21 protein-coding genes and 1 pseudogene are annotated in these 15750 nt (G+C 65.8%); 11 read left to right on the top strand and 11 right to left on the bottom strand.

Annotated elements, in window-relative coordinates:
* Positions 1 to 6: 6 nt before the first annotated feature.
* From M5I08_RS10595 to M5I08_RS10585, 3 genes are all read right to left on the bottom strand, one after another.
* Positions 7 to 252 carry an ATP-binding protein gene (locus tag M5I08_RS10595; protein ID WP_249763248.1) on the bottom strand — a complete coding sequence of 82 codons (246 nt, stop codon included), beginning with the start codon at positions 250 to 252 and terminating at the stop codon, positions 7 to 9.
* Between the two features lie 413 nt (positions 253 to 665).
* Positions 666 to 920, bottom strand: a complete 255-nt coding sequence (locus tag M5I08_RS10590) for a cytochrome P450 family protein (RefSeq protein WP_219069500.1) — start codon at positions 918 to 920, stop codon at positions 666 to 668.
* Positions 917 to 1402: a cytochrome P450 family protein gene (locus M5I08_RS10585; protein WP_219069498.1), complete on the bottom strand. Its 486-nt coding sequence runs from the start codon at positions 1400 to 1402 to the stop codon at positions 917 to 919. Before M5I08_RS10585 ends, M5I08_RS10590 begins: the two co-directional genes overlap by 4 nt.
* A 268-nt stretch (positions 1403 to 1670) precedes the next feature.
* On the opposite strand from M5I08_RS10585, the gene M5I08_RS10580 reads away from it, so the two are divergent.
* Complete coding sequence (locus M5I08_RS10580) at positions 1671 to 2207, top strand: hypothetical protein (RefSeq protein ID WP_219069496.1); 537 nt, start codon at positions 1671 to 1673, stop codon at positions 2205 to 2207.
* A 543-nt stretch (positions 2208 to 2750) separates the two neighbouring features.
* Here the strand turns inward: M5I08_RS10580 and M5I08_RS10575 are convergent.
* Positions 2751 to 4355: a hypothetical protein gene (locus tag M5I08_RS10575; protein WP_249763247.1), complete on the bottom strand. Its 1605-nt coding sequence runs from the start codon at positions 4353 to 4355 to the stop codon at positions 2751 to 2753.
* Between the two features lie 205 nt (positions 4356 to 4560).
* Between M5I08_RS10575 and M5I08_RS10570 the strand changes: the two genes are divergently transcribed.
* Positions 4561 to 4917 (top strand): hypothetical protein, encoded by a 357-nt coding sequence (locus M5I08_RS10570; protein ID WP_219069492.1) that lies wholly within the window; start codon positions 4561 to 4563, stop codon positions 4915 to 4917.
* Between the two features lie 18 nt (positions 4918 to 4935).
* Here the strand turns inward: M5I08_RS10570 and M5I08_RS10565 are convergent, their stop codons facing one another.
* Entirely contained in the window at positions 4936 to 5145 is a 210-nt protein-coding gene (locus M5I08_RS10565) for a hypothetical protein (protein WP_219069490.1), read from the bottom strand.
* Between the two features lie 219 nt (positions 5146 to 5364).
* Here M5I08_RS10565 and M5I08_RS10560 point away from each other — a divergent pair, with 219 nt between their 5' ends.
* Positions 5365 to 6528 (top strand): DNA methyltransferase family protein, encoded by a 1164-nt coding sequence (locus tag M5I08_RS10560; RefSeq protein ID WP_219069488.1) that lies wholly within the window; start codon positions 5365 to 5367, stop codon positions 6526 to 6528.
* Between the two features lie 131 nt (positions 6529 to 6659).
* On the opposite strand, the gene M5I08_RS10555 is transcribed toward M5I08_RS10560, so the two are convergent.
* Complete coding sequence (locus M5I08_RS10555; protein WP_219069486.1) at positions 6660 to 7199, bottom strand: DUF222 domain-containing protein; 540 nt, start codon at positions 7197 to 7199, stop codon at positions 6660 to 6662.
* A gap of 97 nt (positions 7200 to 7296) precedes the next feature.
* On the opposite strand from M5I08_RS10555, the gene M5I08_RS10550 reads away from it, so the two are divergent.
* Complete coding sequence (locus M5I08_RS10550) at positions 7297 to 8013, top strand: 2OG-Fe(II) oxygenase (RefSeq protein ID WP_219069484.1); 717 nt, start codon at positions 7297 to 7299, stop codon at positions 8011 to 8013.
* An 18-nt stretch (positions 8014 to 8031) separates the two neighbouring features.
* Here the strand turns inward: M5I08_RS10550 and M5I08_RS10545 are convergent, their stop codons facing one another.
* The 4 genes from M5I08_RS10545 to cobC are packed head-to-tail and all read right to left on the bottom strand — an operon-like array spanning position 8032 to position 12009.
* Positions 8032 to 9105: a bifunctional RNase H/acid phosphatase gene (locus tag M5I08_RS10545; protein ID WP_219069482.1), complete on the bottom strand. Its 1074-nt coding sequence runs from the start codon at positions 9103 to 9105 to the stop codon at positions 8032 to 8034.
* Positions 9102 to 9836: a zinc ribbon domain-containing protein gene (locus tag M5I08_RS10540; RefSeq protein WP_219069480.1), complete on the bottom strand. Its 735-nt coding sequence runs from the start codon at positions 9834 to 9836 to the stop codon at positions 9102 to 9104. Before M5I08_RS10540 ends, M5I08_RS10545 begins: the two co-directional genes overlap by 4 nt.
* Complete coding sequence (locus tag M5I08_RS10535) at positions 9836 to 10972, bottom strand: Nif3-like dinuclear metal center hexameric protein (protein WP_219069478.1); 1137 nt, start codon at positions 10970 to 10972, stop codon at positions 9836 to 9838. The genes M5I08_RS10540 and M5I08_RS10535 overlap by 1 nt, the downstream gene beginning before the upstream one ends.
* Positions 10969 to 12009, bottom strand: a complete 1041-nt coding sequence (gene cobC, locus M5I08_RS10530) for an Rv2231c family histidinol phosphate aminotransferase CobC (RefSeq protein WP_219069476.1) — start codon at positions 12007 to 12009, stop codon at positions 10969 to 10971. Before cobC ends, M5I08_RS10535 begins: the two co-directional genes overlap by 4 nt.
* Before the next feature lie 84 nt (positions 12010 to 12093).
* On the opposite strand from cobC, the gene M5I08_RS10525 reads away from it, so the two are divergent.
* The 3 genes from M5I08_RS10525 to M5I08_RS10515 are packed head-to-tail and all read left to right on the top strand — an operon-like array spanning position 12094 to position 14121.
* Complete coding sequence (locus M5I08_RS10525) at positions 12094 to 12822, top strand: HAD-IA family hydrolase (RefSeq protein ID WP_219069474.1); 729 nt, start codon at positions 12094 to 12096, stop codon at positions 12820 to 12822.
* Positions 12815 to 13309 (top strand): low molecular weight protein-tyrosine-phosphatase, encoded by a 495-nt coding sequence (locus tag M5I08_RS10520; protein WP_219069472.1) that lies wholly within the window; start codon positions 12815 to 12817, stop codon positions 13307 to 13309. The genes M5I08_RS10525 and M5I08_RS10520 overlap by 8 nt, the downstream gene beginning before the upstream one ends.
* Positions 13309 to 14121: an SURF1 family cytochrome oxidase biogenesis protein gene (locus tag M5I08_RS10515; protein ID WP_219069470.1), complete on the top strand. Its 813-nt coding sequence runs from the start codon at positions 13309 to 13311 to the stop codon at positions 14119 to 14121. Before M5I08_RS10520 ends, M5I08_RS10515 begins: the two co-directional genes overlap by 1 nt.
* Here the strand turns inward: M5I08_RS10515 and M5I08_RS10510 are convergent.
* A complete protein-coding gene (locus tag M5I08_RS10510) occupies positions 14093 to 15013 on the bottom strand; it encodes a cobalamin biosynthesis protein (protein WP_370328634.1) in 921 nt (306 codons plus the stop codon). The genes M5I08_RS10515 and M5I08_RS10510 overlap by 29 nt on opposite strands.
* A 70-nt stretch (positions 15014 to 15083) precedes the next feature.
* Here M5I08_RS10510 and M5I08_RS27280 point away from each other — a divergent pair.
* The 4 genes and pseudogenes from M5I08_RS27280 to M5I08_RS10495 form a co-directional block, all read left to right on the top strand.
* Positions 15084 to 15176: pseudogene (locus M5I08_RS27280) on the top strand (oxygenase MpaB family protein); the annotation flags it as partial.
* Positions 15177 to 15238: 62 nt separating this feature from the next.
* Positions 15239 to 15370: a transposase gene (locus M5I08_RS10505; protein ID WP_219069467.1), complete on the top strand. Its 132-nt coding sequence runs from the start codon at positions 15239 to 15241 to the stop codon at positions 15368 to 15370.
* Positions 15363 to 15551 carry a transposase gene (locus M5I08_RS10500; protein WP_219069465.1) on the top strand — a complete coding sequence of 63 codons (189 nt, stop codon included), beginning with the start codon at positions 15363 to 15365 and terminating at the stop codon, positions 15549 to 15551. Before M5I08_RS10505 ends, M5I08_RS10500 begins: the two co-directional genes overlap by 8 nt.
* The gene (locus M5I08_RS10495) at positions 15548 to 15733 is read left to right on the top strand and encodes a helix-turn-helix domain-containing protein (RefSeq protein ID WP_219069463.1); all 186 of its coding nucleotides are present in this window, start codon (positions 15548 to 15550) and stop codon (positions 15731 to 15733) included. Before M5I08_RS10500 ends, M5I08_RS10495 begins: the two co-directional genes overlap by 4 nt.
* Positions 15734 to 15750: the final 17 nt, after the last annotated feature.

The raw sequence follows: 15750 nt of genomic DNA, 5'->3' as shown, positions 1-15750 counted from the left end.
TTTGGCTCATTGGTGATGATCGGCGGTCGTGGGGCTGGTGTCAACTGAGGGCTTTTGGCGGCGCCGGTAGGACTGGCCCTCGATGATCGGTTCGTGTGCTGTTGAGGTAATCCTGTCGATGGCCGCGAGCAGCGGGTCAGTCATGACGGCCAGCCATTTATCGGGGCTGCGGTTGGAGGTCAGCACGGTCGAGGCCCGTTGGTGGCGGGCCACGACAAGCTCGTAGAAGTCGGCGGCCGCGGTGGCGTCCATGGGCTGCAGTGCGAAGTCGTCGATTAATCCCGATATCGGGATTAATCGACTTATCCCGACCCCGCAATTATCCCGATGGGGCAACCAGCACTGGCTGACCCATCTGCAGCGCCACCATAAGACCACCGGCCACCACGCTGCGGCGCTGGTGCTCGGCCGACGCGGACTCGGGCACCGGGCCAGGCGTCGCGTGACAGGGAACCAAATCGCCCCAGCGGAGGCGACACGGTCAACCCAGACGCGACCCCGGACCACCCCGCCGTCCCAACCGCACCCAGGAAACCCGCCACCACGACAGGCCACCGGCAGCCACACGGCATCAAGACCAGACGACCTCGACAAGGACCGGCAGGCAACCAGGCAACCCAAGACCGTTCGGGGACGCCGCATAACCAGGACTCGCTCCTGCTATGTCACCAGGAACGGTTCGTGCACAGCGCGGCCAGTTGACCGGGATGACGGACACGTGCGACGACGGCCTTGCCTAACACGTGACTCGTGGTGACGAATCCCGCGCCAAGGAGCAGACCCGCAAGCATCCTGATCTCGACTTCGCTCAAGTCGCTGTTGTGGAGGACTTCGGACAGGATGGTGTTGTCGGCGTCGTCTTCCCTTAGCCGCCCGATATGCCCCGCCAGGTACCGGTCGAACCCGCGCAGAGCCTTCATCGCGGACCAAAGTCGCGCCAAGATGCGGTGGTGCCGCCGATCAATCTTGTTGTGGTCTCAGCGGCTTCCTGCAGATAGCCCGCCTCATCGGGTGGCATTGGCAGCATCTCGGCGATCACCGCGATGGGAATCCGCGAGGTGTACTCGGCGACCAAATCGCACGGTGCGCTGCCGTCCAGAGCGCGGAGCAGCCCCTCGGCGATGTCGTGTATACGTGTGCGAAGTCCATCAAGCGCTCGCGGCGTGAATGACCGCGAGACCGGGCGACGTAAGCGGGTGTGCTCAGGTGAATCGGTGACCAACATCGAGGGTGGTTCGATTGGGCTCAGCACACCGGGGTCGGTCTGCGCCAGGATCCACTGGACCATACGAAACGGTGAACGATCCCGAGGTTTGATAGTCCTGAACCGGCCGTCGCGCACCACCTCACGCACAATCTGCGCATCAGCGCTGACCCAGCCGGCTTTGGCTACCCGAGACATGGGGCCGCGCCGGCGAACTTGGTCGATGAGCGGATAAATATCGTCAACCCGGGGTCGGTGTCGATTGTCAGGAGCCGCGCCAGCGGATCGCCTCGCCGAGCTAACAGGTTTCAGCGACGCCCGCGGGAGTCCATAGCACTTTCATACGCCCACGCTCCCAGGCAATCGGCTGCACATGAGTCTAATGGCCGCAAGCCCGCCTCCGATGGAAATGCTCCGCGTCAACCGCCTGGGTTTACCCTCGAAGAGGCGCAAAGAAAGGTACGCAATGTTCACAGCGTTCGGATTCGAAGCCCTCGGTGTAGTGATCGGCGACATGTACTTTGTCGACCCGGCCCCGCTCACCGGTCAGGAGACCCCGGAGCGCGGAGTCAGATTGGAACTGCGCCTCATCGACCGGGCCGAGCCTGCGGGGTCCATCTACGCCGGCATTCCGATCGCATTCAACCGCCCGGTGTGGCGGGTGGACCTTTTCGGATCAACCCAGAGTCCGCCGGGGACGCTGGACCGGGCCCATCACCATCCTCGATTCGACGGTTGGGAGCCCGGACGCCGACACTTCGTCCCCGAGCTGTCGGCCGACCCGCTGTCCTGGCTGGCCGATCAGTTGGCCGACCCGGTCGCCGTGCTGACCCGAGCAGGCGTCGATGCCGGTGAGTTCACCGAAGCCGATATGACGGGGCTGGCTGCGGCAGGACCGGAAATTATCGCCACGGTGAAACGGATGCTCGAGGGCGTGCGCGACGGAGAATTGGCCCCGGCACCCGCCGAGGCCGTTGCCGCCGCCCGCACCGGCTGGCTCTAATCGATTCGCTCAATGATGGTGGCGTTGGTGAGAAGTCAGAAATCTACCCTCTACTGCGGGTGGTTTCGGGTCAAGTGTGCGTCCCGTGCATCGAGTGTGAATCCTGGGCTTCGACCGTGAATCGTGGGCGAGAAAATCGCGAAACTTCCGCCCTCCGTTCACACTCGAAGCCGTCAGTGCACACTCGACGCCAGTAGGGGCAGACGGAAAGCGGCAAGCGGACGGCCAGCCGACAGACCCATCTCAGATTGCTGACGAGTCGCTAATATGCCCGGTGCGTCCGGCCTGTCGCAAGCATCGATTGGTTCAATCCCAGTACCGCGCACCAATGTTTGTGCAGGCTAGAGGTGGTTTTCCTGACGTTTTGTGGCCCGCATGGGCCAAGCGTGGGTCGGACGGTCGGTGAGCTAGCAACCTAAACGAAAGGTTGCTGCACACTGTGACCACCACCAAACAAGCCAGGCCCACCAACATCCCATTACCCGCCGGCGCCGTGCTCGTCGACGCTTGGGCCGACCTGGACACCGCGACACCGTTCCGCTATCAGAACGGGCCGGCCAACAGGTTCAGCGCCGCGTCGAGGTGGGGGAAAACATCGGCGAACGCGCCGCTGTCGAGCGCTGCCGACGGGTCAAGACTGCTAAGGAGGTCAGCGGCGGCCGTCGATGCTCCAGGGTCGGCGAAGTTCGTGGACGAATCAGCGGCGAAAGCTGCGGCCGCGACATAGGTGTCGGGAATTTGGAAGTCTCCGAACGGGGTCACGAAGGTATCGGTGATCGTGTTCGAGCCGGTCGTCGAGGGGATGTCGGAGTAGATGCTCTCGTAGCCGTCACCGTAGTTGTCCATCTCGAACACCGAGCCGACCGCCGGAGCGTCGCCTGATGAGGAGGTGACGACGAGTTGTTCCTGGGGGATGGTGTTGAAGAAGATGATCGTGCTCTGCGCCACATCGGCGTCGAAGGTCCCGGTCTGACCGGTAGCCAGGTCCGTATAGCCGAATTCCTGAGTTCCCTGAACGTCGATGTCCGCAGGCTGAATCCCGTCTATTCCGACGATCGTTCCCGAGCCTTCAGGAGTGATGTCGTAGTCGTTGGGGAGGTCGATTGCCGTTCCGACGGGCGAGGTGCCGTCGAGTTCATCGGCGAGACCTGCGGCCGCGTCAAAATCGATGGGAATGGCGGAGTTCCCCAACGGGGTCACAACGGTATCCGTGATCGTGTCCGCGCCGCCGGTGGTCGAGGGGATGTCGGAGTAGACGTTATAGACGCTGTCATGACTACCGAGCAAGAAGAAATAGTCGATCACCGAGCCGACCGCCGGAGCGTCGCCCGATGAGGAGGTGACGAGGACGTCCTGGGTGCTATTACCCGCGAAATCCGAGCTGTTGGCCACGTCGACACTGAAGGACCCGATCTGAGTACCGCTCGCATTGTCAACGTCGAATGTCTGGGTTCCCAGAAGGTCGTAGTCCACAGGCGGAAGCCCGTTAACTCCGTCGACCGTTTCCGTCCCGGACAGAACGAATGTGGCGCCGGTGAGGCTGTCCCCTGTCGCGTCGGTCCCTGCCCCGGCGATGCTCACTGGGACGACAGTGGTGATCGCGTCATAACTGGTGGGGATGTCGAAGTCCCCGAAGGGGGTGTCCCAGGTAAACGAGATCTGGTCGCCGGTCGCCGTAGGGATGTCGGAGTAGACGACCGAGCTGTCGCTACTGTAGGTGTAGGTGTCGAATACCGAGCCGACCGGCGGAACGTTCCCGGCGGCGGTGCCTACGTTGGTGTATCCGTCGTCGGAGGTGATGAGGATTTCCTGGTTGGTACCACCGACGATAACGGTGGTGTTAGCCACGTCGGCAACGACGGTCCCGACCTGAGTGTTGCTCGGGTCGTCGACGTCGAATTCCTGAGTTCCCTGAACGCTTCCGATCAGAGCCGGCGGAAGCTCGATTAAGAAGTTGGGTACTCCGCCGTCCTCTACCGTCTCCACGGCCCCTGCCGTGTCCACGGAGCTGGGAACGAGGTCGTAGTTACCGTAGTCGTCAGCGAAGGCGGCAGCCGCTGGGAGCAATGCCACACCCAACAGCCCGCCGGCAACCGCGCCCAGGGTGCGGGGGATACGACGGCGCGGCGTCGGGGCGACTCCATTCAATGCGAAAGTGGGCTGGCATGAGGTTAATCCCCGTCTCAATCCAAGATGTGAAGAACCTGAAGACACCTCGTGGATCGAGCCCATCGTGCCCCCTACATCTCGACGCGTGCGTCATGAGCGTAGGCGTCGGCGACGGTCACGACTGACAGTTCACGGTGCGCGCGTGTCGCGCGGTGCTGTCCTACCGCGGGGCTACCCTGCCGCCGTGGCAGACAAGAGTGTTCAGGCGTTCTCAGCGGGCACGATCGAGGCCGTCGCGAAGGTGATCGGTGACCTGTATAGCGGATCGGAACTGACCCGGGTCATCGTGGAGGCGAAGTTCCTCGACCCGCTTGGAGAAGGCGACCCGCTTGGAGAAGGGCAGACGAAGTGGAAGCGCCTGGCCGCAGCGATGCACGCAACACAGGCCCGGCAAGGTGACGGGCAGCCGATCCTCGTGCTCGTCCGCGTTGCTTTGGCGTCGGACCGGATCTGGTCCCGACAGTCTGAGGCCGCAGTCGCCCGCGACGACCTCACTCAGATCTTGTCGCTGTCTGGCTACGCCGTCGGGGCGGGCGGGTGATCAGGGCCGCGCGTACGACTACCGCCTCCGAGGCGTCGGCCCGCAGCGAGCGGCTGCACAAATGAACTCGTGCGCGGCTGCGACGATGTCGCCGGTAGCTTGCCGCTGCGGGGCGCGGTAAGCGTCGAGGATACGCCGCCGTTCACGAACCCACGTCAGCGCGTACGTCAGCGCAGCACCAAGAACGCCCCCGCCGACGTACGGCAGAGCAGCCGACAGCCATGTCATGAGCTGCGAGCATATCCGTCCTGCTGCGTTTCAAGGTCAGCCTCCCACTGACGGTCTCAGCTCTCTGCGGAGCCAGGGTTTAGCAGAAACCGCGGAGACCGGGAATCGAGATATGAGCTTTGAGTCAAGCGACTCCGTGATTGCCGACAGCAGCGAGTCGGACTTGATTGCAACACGCCGAAACCATGTACGGAACCTCCGTATAACGGTCGGCGAAAGATGATTGATGATTTCGGCGCTGACTACGTTGCTCGATTAGACGAGAAGTACCCCAGCCCTGGCGTAAGCGACTTCGTCACATACTGGTTCCCTTTGGCGCACAAGCTACTTCCAGATAGCGGTCGAGCGGGATTCGTTGCTACACAGGCCATTCGCGATGGCGACTCGCGCAAAGCGTCTTTCGACTACGTGGTCGAGAACGATGGCGTGATTTTCGATGCGGTGTCGTCGCAGCCATGGTCGGGCGATGCCGTCGTCACTGTGTCAATCGTCAACTGGGTCAAAGGTAAGAACCACGCCCCCGACACGAAAAATCTCTGGCTGGACGACGGCCAGCTGCGACTGCCTGTCGATGAAATTCCCCCCACGTTGCGAGCTACCACCGACGTGCGCAAAGCAGCATCGCTGCCCCAGAACAAGAAGCCGAAGGTCATTTTCCAGGGTCAAACGGCTGGCGCCATAAAAGGATTTCGCCTGAGTTCTGCTGAGGTGCAAGAGCTTCTGACAAAGGACCCGAAGTCCGCGCCCTACGTTCACCCCGTTCTCAGCGGGAGGGTGCTGCTGCACTCAGTGGCACCGACCCACCTCATCATCGACCTTCCGCACGACGACGCAGTGAAGGTCTCCGTCGACGCCCCTGGCGCACTGGCGCGGCTGAAGGAACACATCCTGCCAGACCGTCAAAAGGCGGCGGATGAAGAGGCAGCCGCGAACGCCGAGGTGATCAAGCGCAATTCCAAAGCAAAGGTCAACTGGCACAACAAGAATTTCCTGGCGAAGTGGTGGCAGCACTCATATCGCCGCGCGGACATGTTGGAAGCGGTGAGTGGACTCACTAGGTACATCGGTACTTCAAGGGTGGCAGCCGAGAAGCGTATGTCGGTGTTTCAATTCATCGACCCAGCAATACATCCCGACGACTCAATGACCGTCATTGCGCTGGACGATGACTACTCTCTTGGCGTGGTTTCCTCGGCGCTGCACCGAGCTTGGTTGGACGAACGGTTACGGGCACGACCTTGGCGCCGCCGTGGATCAGCTCAGCCAGCAGCGGCGTGGGCACCGCACCGCCGCTCACAAGCCGGCCGGTACGCGGTTTGGTCCCCTCGAAGGGTGGATCGGGTTCGGGGTCAGGCGGCCGCACCAGCGATTGGCCGGCTGTAGTCGCAGGCGGCGCCGGTTCGCCTGACATGTGCGGACCAGGGGCGGCCGTCAATGCGGATTCCTCGGCGACGACATTGATGACGACACTGGTCGCCCGCTTATCGACATCGACTCCTGCTGCGCAGGCGGCGTTACCGCAGCCACATGGCCAGCCGGTCGGCCCCGCCGGCCAGCGCGCCCAGGGCATCGGCGCGGCGCTGGGCGATGGTGCGCGGGTCGTCGTCGCACACCCCATGAGCCATCTGCGTCAACCGGCGATCCAGCACCGCCGCGTCGGCCAAGGCCAGCGCTGCCTCGTCCGTGATCAAATCAGTGCGCCACACGATCGCAGCGACCAACCGCGCGCTCAGCATCTCCTCGGCGAACAACGCCGCCACCTTGGGCAACCGGTCACGTAACGCGACACCGAGACACATCTGGCCCGACGCCACGCCATGGCTGACATGCAAGGCGGCCGCGACCTCGGCGGCCATTGAACCCCAGTTGTCGCACGACCACTGCGCGCAGTCAGTTGGACCGTCAGCGCGGCGGCGCACTAACTCCGCAATCGCCGCCAGCCGCCGCGCGGAAGCGGCTGCCTCGACACATTCCCACCCGGCGATGGCGGCAACCACCATGCTGTCGTCGGCAGTGGCCAAATCCGCCAGGCCGGGTAGACGTACATCGAACATACGTTCGACGATACACCAGTCCGCCGACACGAATTGATCCTCACGTCGCAGGCATCCTTATCGTCTACCTATCAAGGGCGAAAGGAGGACGAGTCCGATGCCGTCGACCCGATGGGAAAAGCGCGTCGCCGCCGGTGACTGGAACGCGATCGCCGCTGCCGTCGACGACTACGGCGGAGCCCTGCTCCCCCGGCTCCTGACAGCCACCGAAACCCAACGGTTGCGACAGCTCTACACCAAGGATCAACTGTTTCGCGCCACCATCGACATGGGGCCACGTCGCTACGGCTCGGGGCAGTACCGGTATTTCCGCGCTCCCTATCCCGAACCTATCGAGCACCTCAAGCAGGCGCTGTATCCGCGGTTGTTGCCGATCGCCCGCGATTGGTGGGCCAAGCTGCGCCGGGACGCCCCGTGGCCGGACAGCCTCGACGAATGGCTGGCAATGTGTCATGCGGCCGGCCAGACAAGGTCCACTGCGCTGGTCCTGCGGTACGCGGCCAACGATTGGAATGCTCTTCACCGAGACCTGTACGGGGACTTGGTGTTTCCCCTTCAAGTGGTCATCAACCTGTCCGACTCGGACACTGAATACACCGGCGGGGAGTTCATGCTCGTCGAACAGCGGTCGCGAGCCCAATCACGCGGCACCGCAACGCAATTACTGCAAGGCCACGGCTACCTGTTCACCACCCGCGACCGGCCGGTGCAGTCGGCTCGCGGTTGGTCGGCCGCGCCGGTGCGCCATGGCTTGTCGGTCGTGCGATCGGGCGAGCGCTACGCGCTGGGACTGATCTTTCACGACGCCGCCTGAAACTCAGCCGGCCGGCACTCACAGATATCCGGTCTGGTTCACCAGCCGCACCGACGAGGCGCCGTCCGGGTAGAACTCGGCGATGCTCAACGACGCCAGGTCCAGGTGTAACCGGTAGAGGATGCCCGGGCCTGCGTCGAGTGCTTGGCGCAGCAGCATTTTGATCGGTGTCACGTGAGACACCACCAGCACGGTGGTGCCGCCGTGCTCCGCCACGATCCGATCCCGCGCCCGGCGGACGCGCCGGCTCACATGGTCAAAGCTCTCACCGCCCGGCGGCTCTGTGCTGGTGTCGCGCCGCCACTTTCGATGCAATTCGGGATCCCGCTCGGCGGCCTCAGCGAACGTGAGGCCTTCCCATGCGCCGAAATCCGTCTCGATCAGGTCGTCGTCGACGGCCAGATCCAGGCCCAGCGCTTTGCCGGCGATCGCCGCGGTGTCATGACAGCGTTGCAGCGGCGAGCTGACCACCGCCGAAACCCCGCCACGTCGCACGAGATACCGGGTGGCCGCGTCGGCCTGCTGCCACCCGAGCTCGGTCAGCGACGGGTTACCGCGTCCCGAGTAGCGCCGCTGCACCGACAACTCGGTCTGGCCGTGACGCAGCAACAACAGCCGGGTGGCGCTGCCACGCGCACCGGTCCAGCCTGGCGGCAAAGGAGTTTCGCTCTGCGCCGGTCCTTCGGCCTCGGCGGCGGCGTCCATGGCCTCGTTGGCCAGCCTGTCGGCGTACGAATTCTGCGCTCGCGGAACCCAGCTGTAGCTGACCCGCTCGAACCCCGATGCCAGGGCCCGCGCCCGGGCATTGAGCTCCTTGAGGTCGGGATGCTTGACCTGCCAACGCCCGCACATCTGCTCGACCACCAACTTGGAATCCATCGACACCGCGACCTCGCTGGCCTTCACTTTGGCGGCTTCCTCCAAAGCCGCTATCAGACCGCGATATTCGGCGACATTGTTGGTGGCATGACCGATCGCCTGTTTGCTTTCAGCCAATACCGTCGTCCGGTCAGCCGTCCAGACCACCGCGCCGTAGCCTGCCGGCCCGGGGTTGCCGCGTGACCCGCCGTCGGCTTCGGCGATGACTTTCACTGGCTTACGCCTTTGACTCGCAACAAAATCGCGCCGCACTCCGGACACCGCAGCACATCGTCTTCGGCCGCCGCCGAGATCCTGGCCAGCTCGCCGCGATCGATCTCGATCCGGCAGGCCCCGCACCGACGGCCCTGCAGTGCTCCCGCCCCGGGGCCACCGCCGGCGCGCTGTCGTTCGTAAAGCGCTATCAGCTCGGGATCTAACGTCGCGGTGAGCTCGTCGCGTCGTGTCGCGTGAGCACGGCGGGCTTGGTCGATCTCTTCGAGTGCGCCGTCAAGAGCCTGCTGCGCTGCGGCCAAATCAGCTTGCAGCGCCTGGCTCTTGGCAAGCTCAGCGGTCTGTTGGGCTTGCAGCTGCTCGCGGTGTTCCATCACCTCCAACAGCGAATCCTCCAGGCTGAATTGTCGACGTTGCAGGGTATCGAGCTCGTGCTGCAATTCCGACAATTGCTTGGCGTCTGCCACCGATTGCAGAAGCGTTCGGTCGCGGTCCTCACGTTGGCGCACCAAGTCGATCTCCAATTCGAAGCGTGATATCTCAGCGTCCACGTCCTCTAACGCGATTCCCAGAGCGCCGAGCCGGTCATCGACGGCGACCTGATCGGTTTGCAGTCGCTGGTAATCCTGGCGTTCGGGCAAATGGCCGGCGCGGTGCGCGATCCTGGACAATTCAGCGTCCAGCTCCGCAACTTCGAGCAGCGACCGTTGCTGCGCGACTGCGGCTTTCATCAGCCCTCACTTCCGCTGGCGTTGTCGACGTTCCATGGATCGGTGCGGATCGGGCACACGCGTACCGACAGGTCGGCGCCGAAGGCCGACCGCACGACATCGGCCGCCTGTTCGCACCACGGATATTCGCTGGCCCAGTGCGCGACATCGATCAACGCCACATCGGAAACGCGGCAATGCTCGTCGGCGGGATGATGGCGCAGGTCGGCTGTGACGTAGGCCTGCACTCCGGTGGCCGCCGCGGCGTCTAGCATCGAGTCGCCGGCGCCTCCGCAGACCGCGACGCGAGACACGGTCATGTCCGGGTCGCCTGCGGCACGGAGCCCCCACGACGTTTGCGGAAGCACTTGCCTCACGCGAGAGACGAACGCGCTCAATGGCTCTGGCTGGTTCAGCGCGCCGATTCGCCCCAGCCCGACATCACCGGGCGGCGGGGCCAACGCGACGATGTCGAATGCCGGTTCCTCGTATGGATGGGCGGCCCGCATCGCCGAGAGCACCTCGCGCCGTGCCCCCGCGGGTGCGACCACCTCGATCCGATCCTCGACGACTTTCGCAGGAACGCCGACGCTGCCGATAGCCGGTGTAGCTCCATCGCCCGGCAGGAACTGGCCGGTGCCGGTGACGCTCCAGCCGCATTGGGAATAGTCGCCGATTCTGCCGGCGCCGGCCGCAAAGATGGCTGCGCGCACCGCGTCTGCGTTCTCCGGCGGTACGAAGATCACCCACTTGTCCAAACCAACCGTCGCATGCGAGGGCGCCAGCACCGCCTCGACGGTCAGCCCGAGCGCGTGCGCCAACGCGTCCGAAACCCCCGGCGATGCCGAGTCGGCGTTGGTGTGGGCGGTGAACAGCGAACGGCCGGAACGGATCAGCCGATGCACCAGCGCACCCTTGGCGGTACTGGCCGCCACCGTGTCCACGCCGCGCAGCAGCAGCGGATGGTGCGCCAGCAGCAGACCACCGTCGGGAACCTCGTCGACCACCGCCGCGGTCGCATCGACGGCGATGGTCACCGAACTCAGCACGTCGTCAGGGTCGCCGCACACCAGGCCGACCGAATCCCACGGTTCGGCCAGCACCGGCGGGTAGGCCTCGTCCAGCACGTCGATGACATCGGCCAGCCGCACGCTCACGGCAGCACCTCCCGCAACGCCTCAACGAGCAGCGGCCACTCCGGTCGGACCGCGGCCCGCAGATATCGTCCGTCCAGGCCGATGAACGTGTCACATCGCCGCACCGCAATCCCACGGGCGTGCAAGTGCTTTCGCACCAACTGAGCGTCGCCGACGGTGAACAAGACAAAAGGCGCACAGCCGTCGACTGGCTCGACCCCCGCCGCCCGCAGTCCGGCGACCATCTCGGTGCGTAACACCGCCAACCGCCGAGCTTCCGCCGCGGCTTCGGCCACGGCGTCGGGCGCGCAACAGGCCGCGATCGCCATCAGTTGCAGCGTGCCCACCGGCCAGTGCGGCCGCCCCGCCGTCAGCCGAGCCAACACGTCGGGCGCCCCCAGCGCGTAGCCCACCCGCAGGCCGGCCAACGACCACGTCTTGGTCAGGCTGCGCAACACCAGCACGTCGGGCAGCGGTTCATCGGCCAGCGATTCCGGCTCGCCGGGAACTGAATCGGCAAACGCCTCGTCGAGCACCACGATCCGCCCGGGTCGGCGCAACGCGAGGATCTGCTCGCGGGTATGCAACACCGATGTGGGGTTGGTGGGGTTGCCCACCACGACGAGATCAGCGTCGTCGGGCACGCGCGCGTCGGCCAAGCTGAACGGCCGGTCAACCACGACGTGCTGCAGGATGAGACCGGCCGCCCGCAGCGCGATAGCCGGCTCGGTGAACGATGGCGCGACCACCGCCGCCAGCCTCGGGCGCAGGTTGGGGAGCAACGCGAATCCTTCGGCGGCGCCGGCCAACGGTGCGACCTCGTCGCGAGCGCGGCCGTGACGGGCCGCGACGGCGTCTATCGCCGCACGCTCGTCGGCAGCGCCGGGGTAACGCGCCAGATCCGGCAGCTCTGTGGCCAGCCGCTGAACGAGCCAGGCCGGCGGCGCAGCATGACGGACGTTGACCGCGAAATCGAGCATGCCCGGTTCGGCGGCCTCATCACCGTGGTAGCGCGCGATCCCGAGCGGAATCGACGCGCTCGGATCCAGGTTCGCCACGTCTGAAACCCTAACGACCCCGCGGCGGTACCAGTTATCGGGACACGGTAAACGGCAGGTCGCGCCATCTTGGAGAATGGGGAGGTGACAAGCACCGTCTCCGCCGCTGATCCGAATTGGCCGGCTCCTCCTCCCGCCGCTTCGCGGCGCGCATCGTCGCCGACCGCCCCGCAACTGGTCATCTTCGACCTCGACGGCACCCTCACCGACTCCGCTGACGGCATCGTGTCCAGCTTTCGGCACGCGCTCGGCCAAATCGGCGCTGCCGTACCAGACGGCGACCTGACCAGCCGAATCGTCGGCCCGCCGATGCACCACACGCTCGCCACGATGGGGCTAGGCGAGCACACCGACGCCGCGATCGCCGCCTACCGCGCCGACTACACCACCCGCGGCTGGGCGATGAACAGCCTCTTCGACGGAATCAGCCACTTGCTGGCGGACCTGCGGGCGGCCGGCGTCCGACTCGCCGTGGCCACCTCCAAGGCGGAGCCGACCGCGCGTCGCATCCTGGCGTATTTCGGGCTCGACCAGCATTTCGAGGTGGTGGCCGGAGCCAGCGTCGACGGCACCCGCGCCAGCAAGACAGCTGTGCTGGCCCACGCCTTGGCACAGCTTCAGCCGCTGCCGGACCGCGTGCTCATGGTCGGCGACCGCCGCCACGATGTCGAAGGAGCGGCCGCGCACGGCATCGACGCGGTGGTGGTCGGCTGGGGGTACGGCCAAGCCGACTTCGCCGACGCCACCGAAGCGGCGGCCGGGCTGGTGCATGTCGCGACGGTCGCAGAGCTGCGGAGGATCTTAGGTGTCTGAACCACGGCTCCACATCACGCTCGTGTGCACCGGCAACATCTGCCGCTCGCCGATGGCCGAGAAAATCTTCGCCCACCAGATCTGCCAACGCGGTCTGGATGACGTCGCGCGGGTGACCAGTGCCGGGCCCGCGGGCTGGCACGTCGGAAAGCGCGCAGACGAGCGGGCCAACCGGGTGCTGCGCGCGCACGGCTACCCCACCGATCACAGCGCCGCGCCGATCGGCATCGACCACATCGAGGCCGACCTGGTGGTCGCGCTGGCCCGCAACCACGTGTGGCTGCTTCAAGAGCCCGGGGTCGACGCCGACCGCATCCGGACGCTGCGGTCCTTCGACCCGCGCTCAGGTGCTTATGTCCTCGACGTCGACGACCCGTATTACGGCGACCATGACGACTTCGAGGCGGTCTTCGCCGCCATTGAGGCGTCGTTGCCGGGTCTGCACGCACGGGTCGACGAGCGACTCACCCAGGACGGGCACCTCTGATGCGTCGCCTGACCTTCCTGCTGCGACCGGGCTGGGTGGCGCTGGCCGTGGTGGTCGTCGCGTTCACCTACTTGTGTTTCAGCGTGCTCGCGCCGTGGCAGCTGGGCAAGAACACCAAGACGTCGCGGGAGAACAACCAGATCCAGCAATCGCTGACGACCGCGCCCGTCCCGCTGAAAACCTTCTTGCCACAGCAAGGTTCGTCGGCTCCCGATGCGCAGTGGCGCAGGGTGACGGCGACCGGCCACTATCTGGCGGACAAACAGCTGCTGGTCCGGTTGCGGGTGGCCGACGGGGACCCGGCGATGGAGGTGCTGGTCCCATTCGTCGTCGACGGCGGCCCCAACGTTTTGGTCGACCGTGGTTACGTGCGACCCGAGCAGGGCTCGCGGGTGCCGTCGATCCCCCCGCCTCCGCGCGAGACGGTGACCATCACCGCGCGCCTGCGCGATTCCGAGCAGCCCGTGTCGGACAAGCAGTCATTCATCAGTGACGGTGTGCGGCAGGTGTATTCGATCGACGTCAGCCAAATAGCGACGCTGACCGGGGTGCCGCTGGCCGGGTCATATCTGCAGTTGGTCGACAACCAGCCAGGCGGGCTGGGCGTGATCGGGATTCCCCACCTGGATGCCGGGCCGTTTCTGTCCTACGGCATCCAGTGGATCACGTTCGGCGTCGTCGCACCGATTCTGTTGGGCTACTTCGTATACGCCGAGCTCCGTGCCCGCCGCGCCGAGAACAACCAGACATCGCCGACAAAGCCGCCGACGGTGGAGGACAAACTCACCGACCGGTACGGGCGGCGGCGCTGACCGCGACGCACAGCACCGTCGCCGCCGCCTGAACCGCCCGGGACAGGCGCACCGCACGCCGCAGGTCGGCCACCGACGGCGGCACTCCGTCGCCGAGGGTAGGGCGGATCTGCAGTTCGTACTGGTAGGCGGTGGGCCCACCCAGGCGCACGCCCAGCGCCCCCGCGAATGCCGCTTCGACGACGCCGGCGTTGGGGCTGGGATGGCGGGCGGCGTCGCGACGCCAGGCGCGTACCGCACCCGACGGCGATCCGCCGGCGATCGGCGCACATACCACCACCAGCGCCGCCGTCACCCGTGCGGCGGCATAGTTTGCCGCGTCATCCAGACGTGCGGCGGCCCAACCGAATCGGGCATAGCGCGGCGAGCGGTGGCCGATCATCGCGTCGAGCGTGTTGACGGCGCGGTAGCCGAGCACCATGGGCACACCGCCGGCCGTCGCCCACAGCAGCGGCGCGACGTGGGCGTCAGAGGTGTTCTCGGCAACGGATTCAACGGCCGCACGGGTGAGTCCCGCGGCGTCGAGCCGGGCCGGGTCACGCCCGCACAGCGAAGGCAGCAACCGTCTGGCGCCCTCGAGGTCGTCGCGGCTCAACAAGTCGCCCACCGCCCGGCCAGTGCGCGCCAGGGACGTTCCGCCGAGCGCTATCCAGGTGGCCACCGCGGTCGCAGTGACGGACCACAGCGGGCCACGCCGCCGAGCGTGCCGGTGCAGGAGGGCACCGGACACGCTCACCGCGCCGACCAGCACACCGACGTGGGCGGCGCCGCCGATGCGGGTGTCACGGTAGGTGAGCCGCTCCATTGCCGCTGCCGCGGCGCCGAATCCGGCAACCGGATGACCGACCTGCGGATCGGTCAGCACCCGGTCGGCCAGGTAGCCGGCCAGCATACCGACGGCCCGGGCATGCCGCGTCGTCCCAAACACTCTGGCAGCGTCTCACACGTGGTCTACTCGGGTAATGAAGCGGCACGCCACCCGGATCGCCGACCTGTTGAACCCAGCCGCGGTATTGCTGCCCGCCGCGAACGTGATCATGCAATGTGCTTCCCCCGCTTTTTCGGAGACTTCCGAACCAGGTTTGATCATGTGAGCCTGGAGGAAGGAAGTGTTGCAGTGGCAGCGAACAGGAAGTATCCGGCCGGGCTGCGTGAACGCGCGGTGCGGCTGTATCGGGAGTCTGAGCCGAAGCCGGTGATCGCGCAGCTGGCTCGGCAGCTGAGCGTGCATCCGGAGGGCCTTGCGTAACTGGATCCGCCAGGACGAGGCCGGCCGTGGCGAGCGAGACGACCGGCCGACGACGGCGATGATCGAGGAGAACCGGCGACTGCGCGCGCAGGTCAAGGATCTTCGGGCCGTCAACGACGTGTTGAGGGCGGCGAGCGCCTATTTCGCCCAGGAGATCGGCCCGACCCGGAGGCGGTCATGAATTTCATTGACACCCATGACTTCTCGGTCGGTCTCGTATTACGGGTCCTAAGTGTGGCGGTATCGACTTACTACGGGTGGCGGGCCCGGCGGGTCAACCCGAGCCCCCGTGCCCGCCAGGACGCCGAGCTGCTTGTGGCAATCGATGAGATCCGCGGCCAAAGCGAGTTCGCGGCCACCTAGGCTCGCCGCGGGTGTGG

This window comes from Candidatus Mycobacterium methanotrophicum, from assembly GCF_023515995.1.
GTDB classification, from domain to species: Bacteria; Actinomycetota; Actinomycetes; order Mycobacteriales; family Mycobacteriaceae; genus Mycobacterium; species Mycobacterium methanotrophicum.
The sequence above is the reverse complement of the archived record's forward strand: the minus strand, read 5'-3'. Positions and strand labels throughout refer to the sequence as shown.

Coding starts and splice junctions, on each gene's coding strand:
- M5I08_RS10590 (WP_219069500.1), bottom strand. CDS start 920: ATGAAGGCTCTGCGCGGGTTCGACCGGTACCTGGCGGGGCATATCGGG.
- M5I08_RS10585 (WP_219069498.1), bottom strand. CDS start 1,402: ATGTCTCGGGTAGCCAAAGCCGGCTGGGTCAGCGCTGATGCGCAGATT.
- M5I08_RS10550 (WP_219069484.1), top strand. CDS start 7,297: ATGCCGTCGACCCGATGGGAAAAGCGCGTCGCCGCCGGTGACTGGAAC.
- M5I08_RS10580 (WP_219069496.1), top strand. CDS start 1,671: ATGTTCACAGCGTTCGGATTCGAAGCCCTCGGTGTAGTGATCGGCGAC.
- M5I08_RS10560 (WP_219069488.1), top strand. CDS start 5,365: ATGATTGATGATTTCGGCGCTGACTACGTTGCTCGATTAGACGAGAAG.
- M5I08_RS10595 (WP_249763248.1), bottom strand. CDS start 252: ATGGACGCCACCGCGGCCGCCGACTTCTACGAGCTTGTCGTGGCCCGC.
- M5I08_RS10555 (WP_219069486.1), bottom strand. CDS start 7,199: ATGTTCGATGTACGTCTACCCGGCCTGGCGGATTTGGCCACTGCCGAC.
- M5I08_RS10515 (WP_219069470.1), top strand. CDS start 13,309: ATGCGTCGCCTGACCTTCCTGCTGCGACCGGGCTGGGTGGCGCTGGCC.
- M5I08_RS10510 (WP_370328634.1), bottom strand. CDS start 15,013: ATGCTGGCCGGCTACCTGGCCGACCGGGTGCTGACCGATCCGCAGGTC.
- M5I08_RS10540 (WP_219069480.1), bottom strand. CDS start 9,836: ATGAAAGCCGCAGTCGCGCAGCAACGGTCGCTGCTCGAAGTTGCGGAG.
- M5I08_RS10565 (WP_219069490.1), bottom strand. CDS start 5,145: ATGACATGGCTGTCGGCTGCTCTGCCGTACGTCGGCGGGGGCGTTCTT.
- M5I08_RS10495 (WP_219069463.1), top strand. CDS start 15,548: ATGAATTTCATTGACACCCATGACTTCTCGGTCGGTCTCGTATTACGG.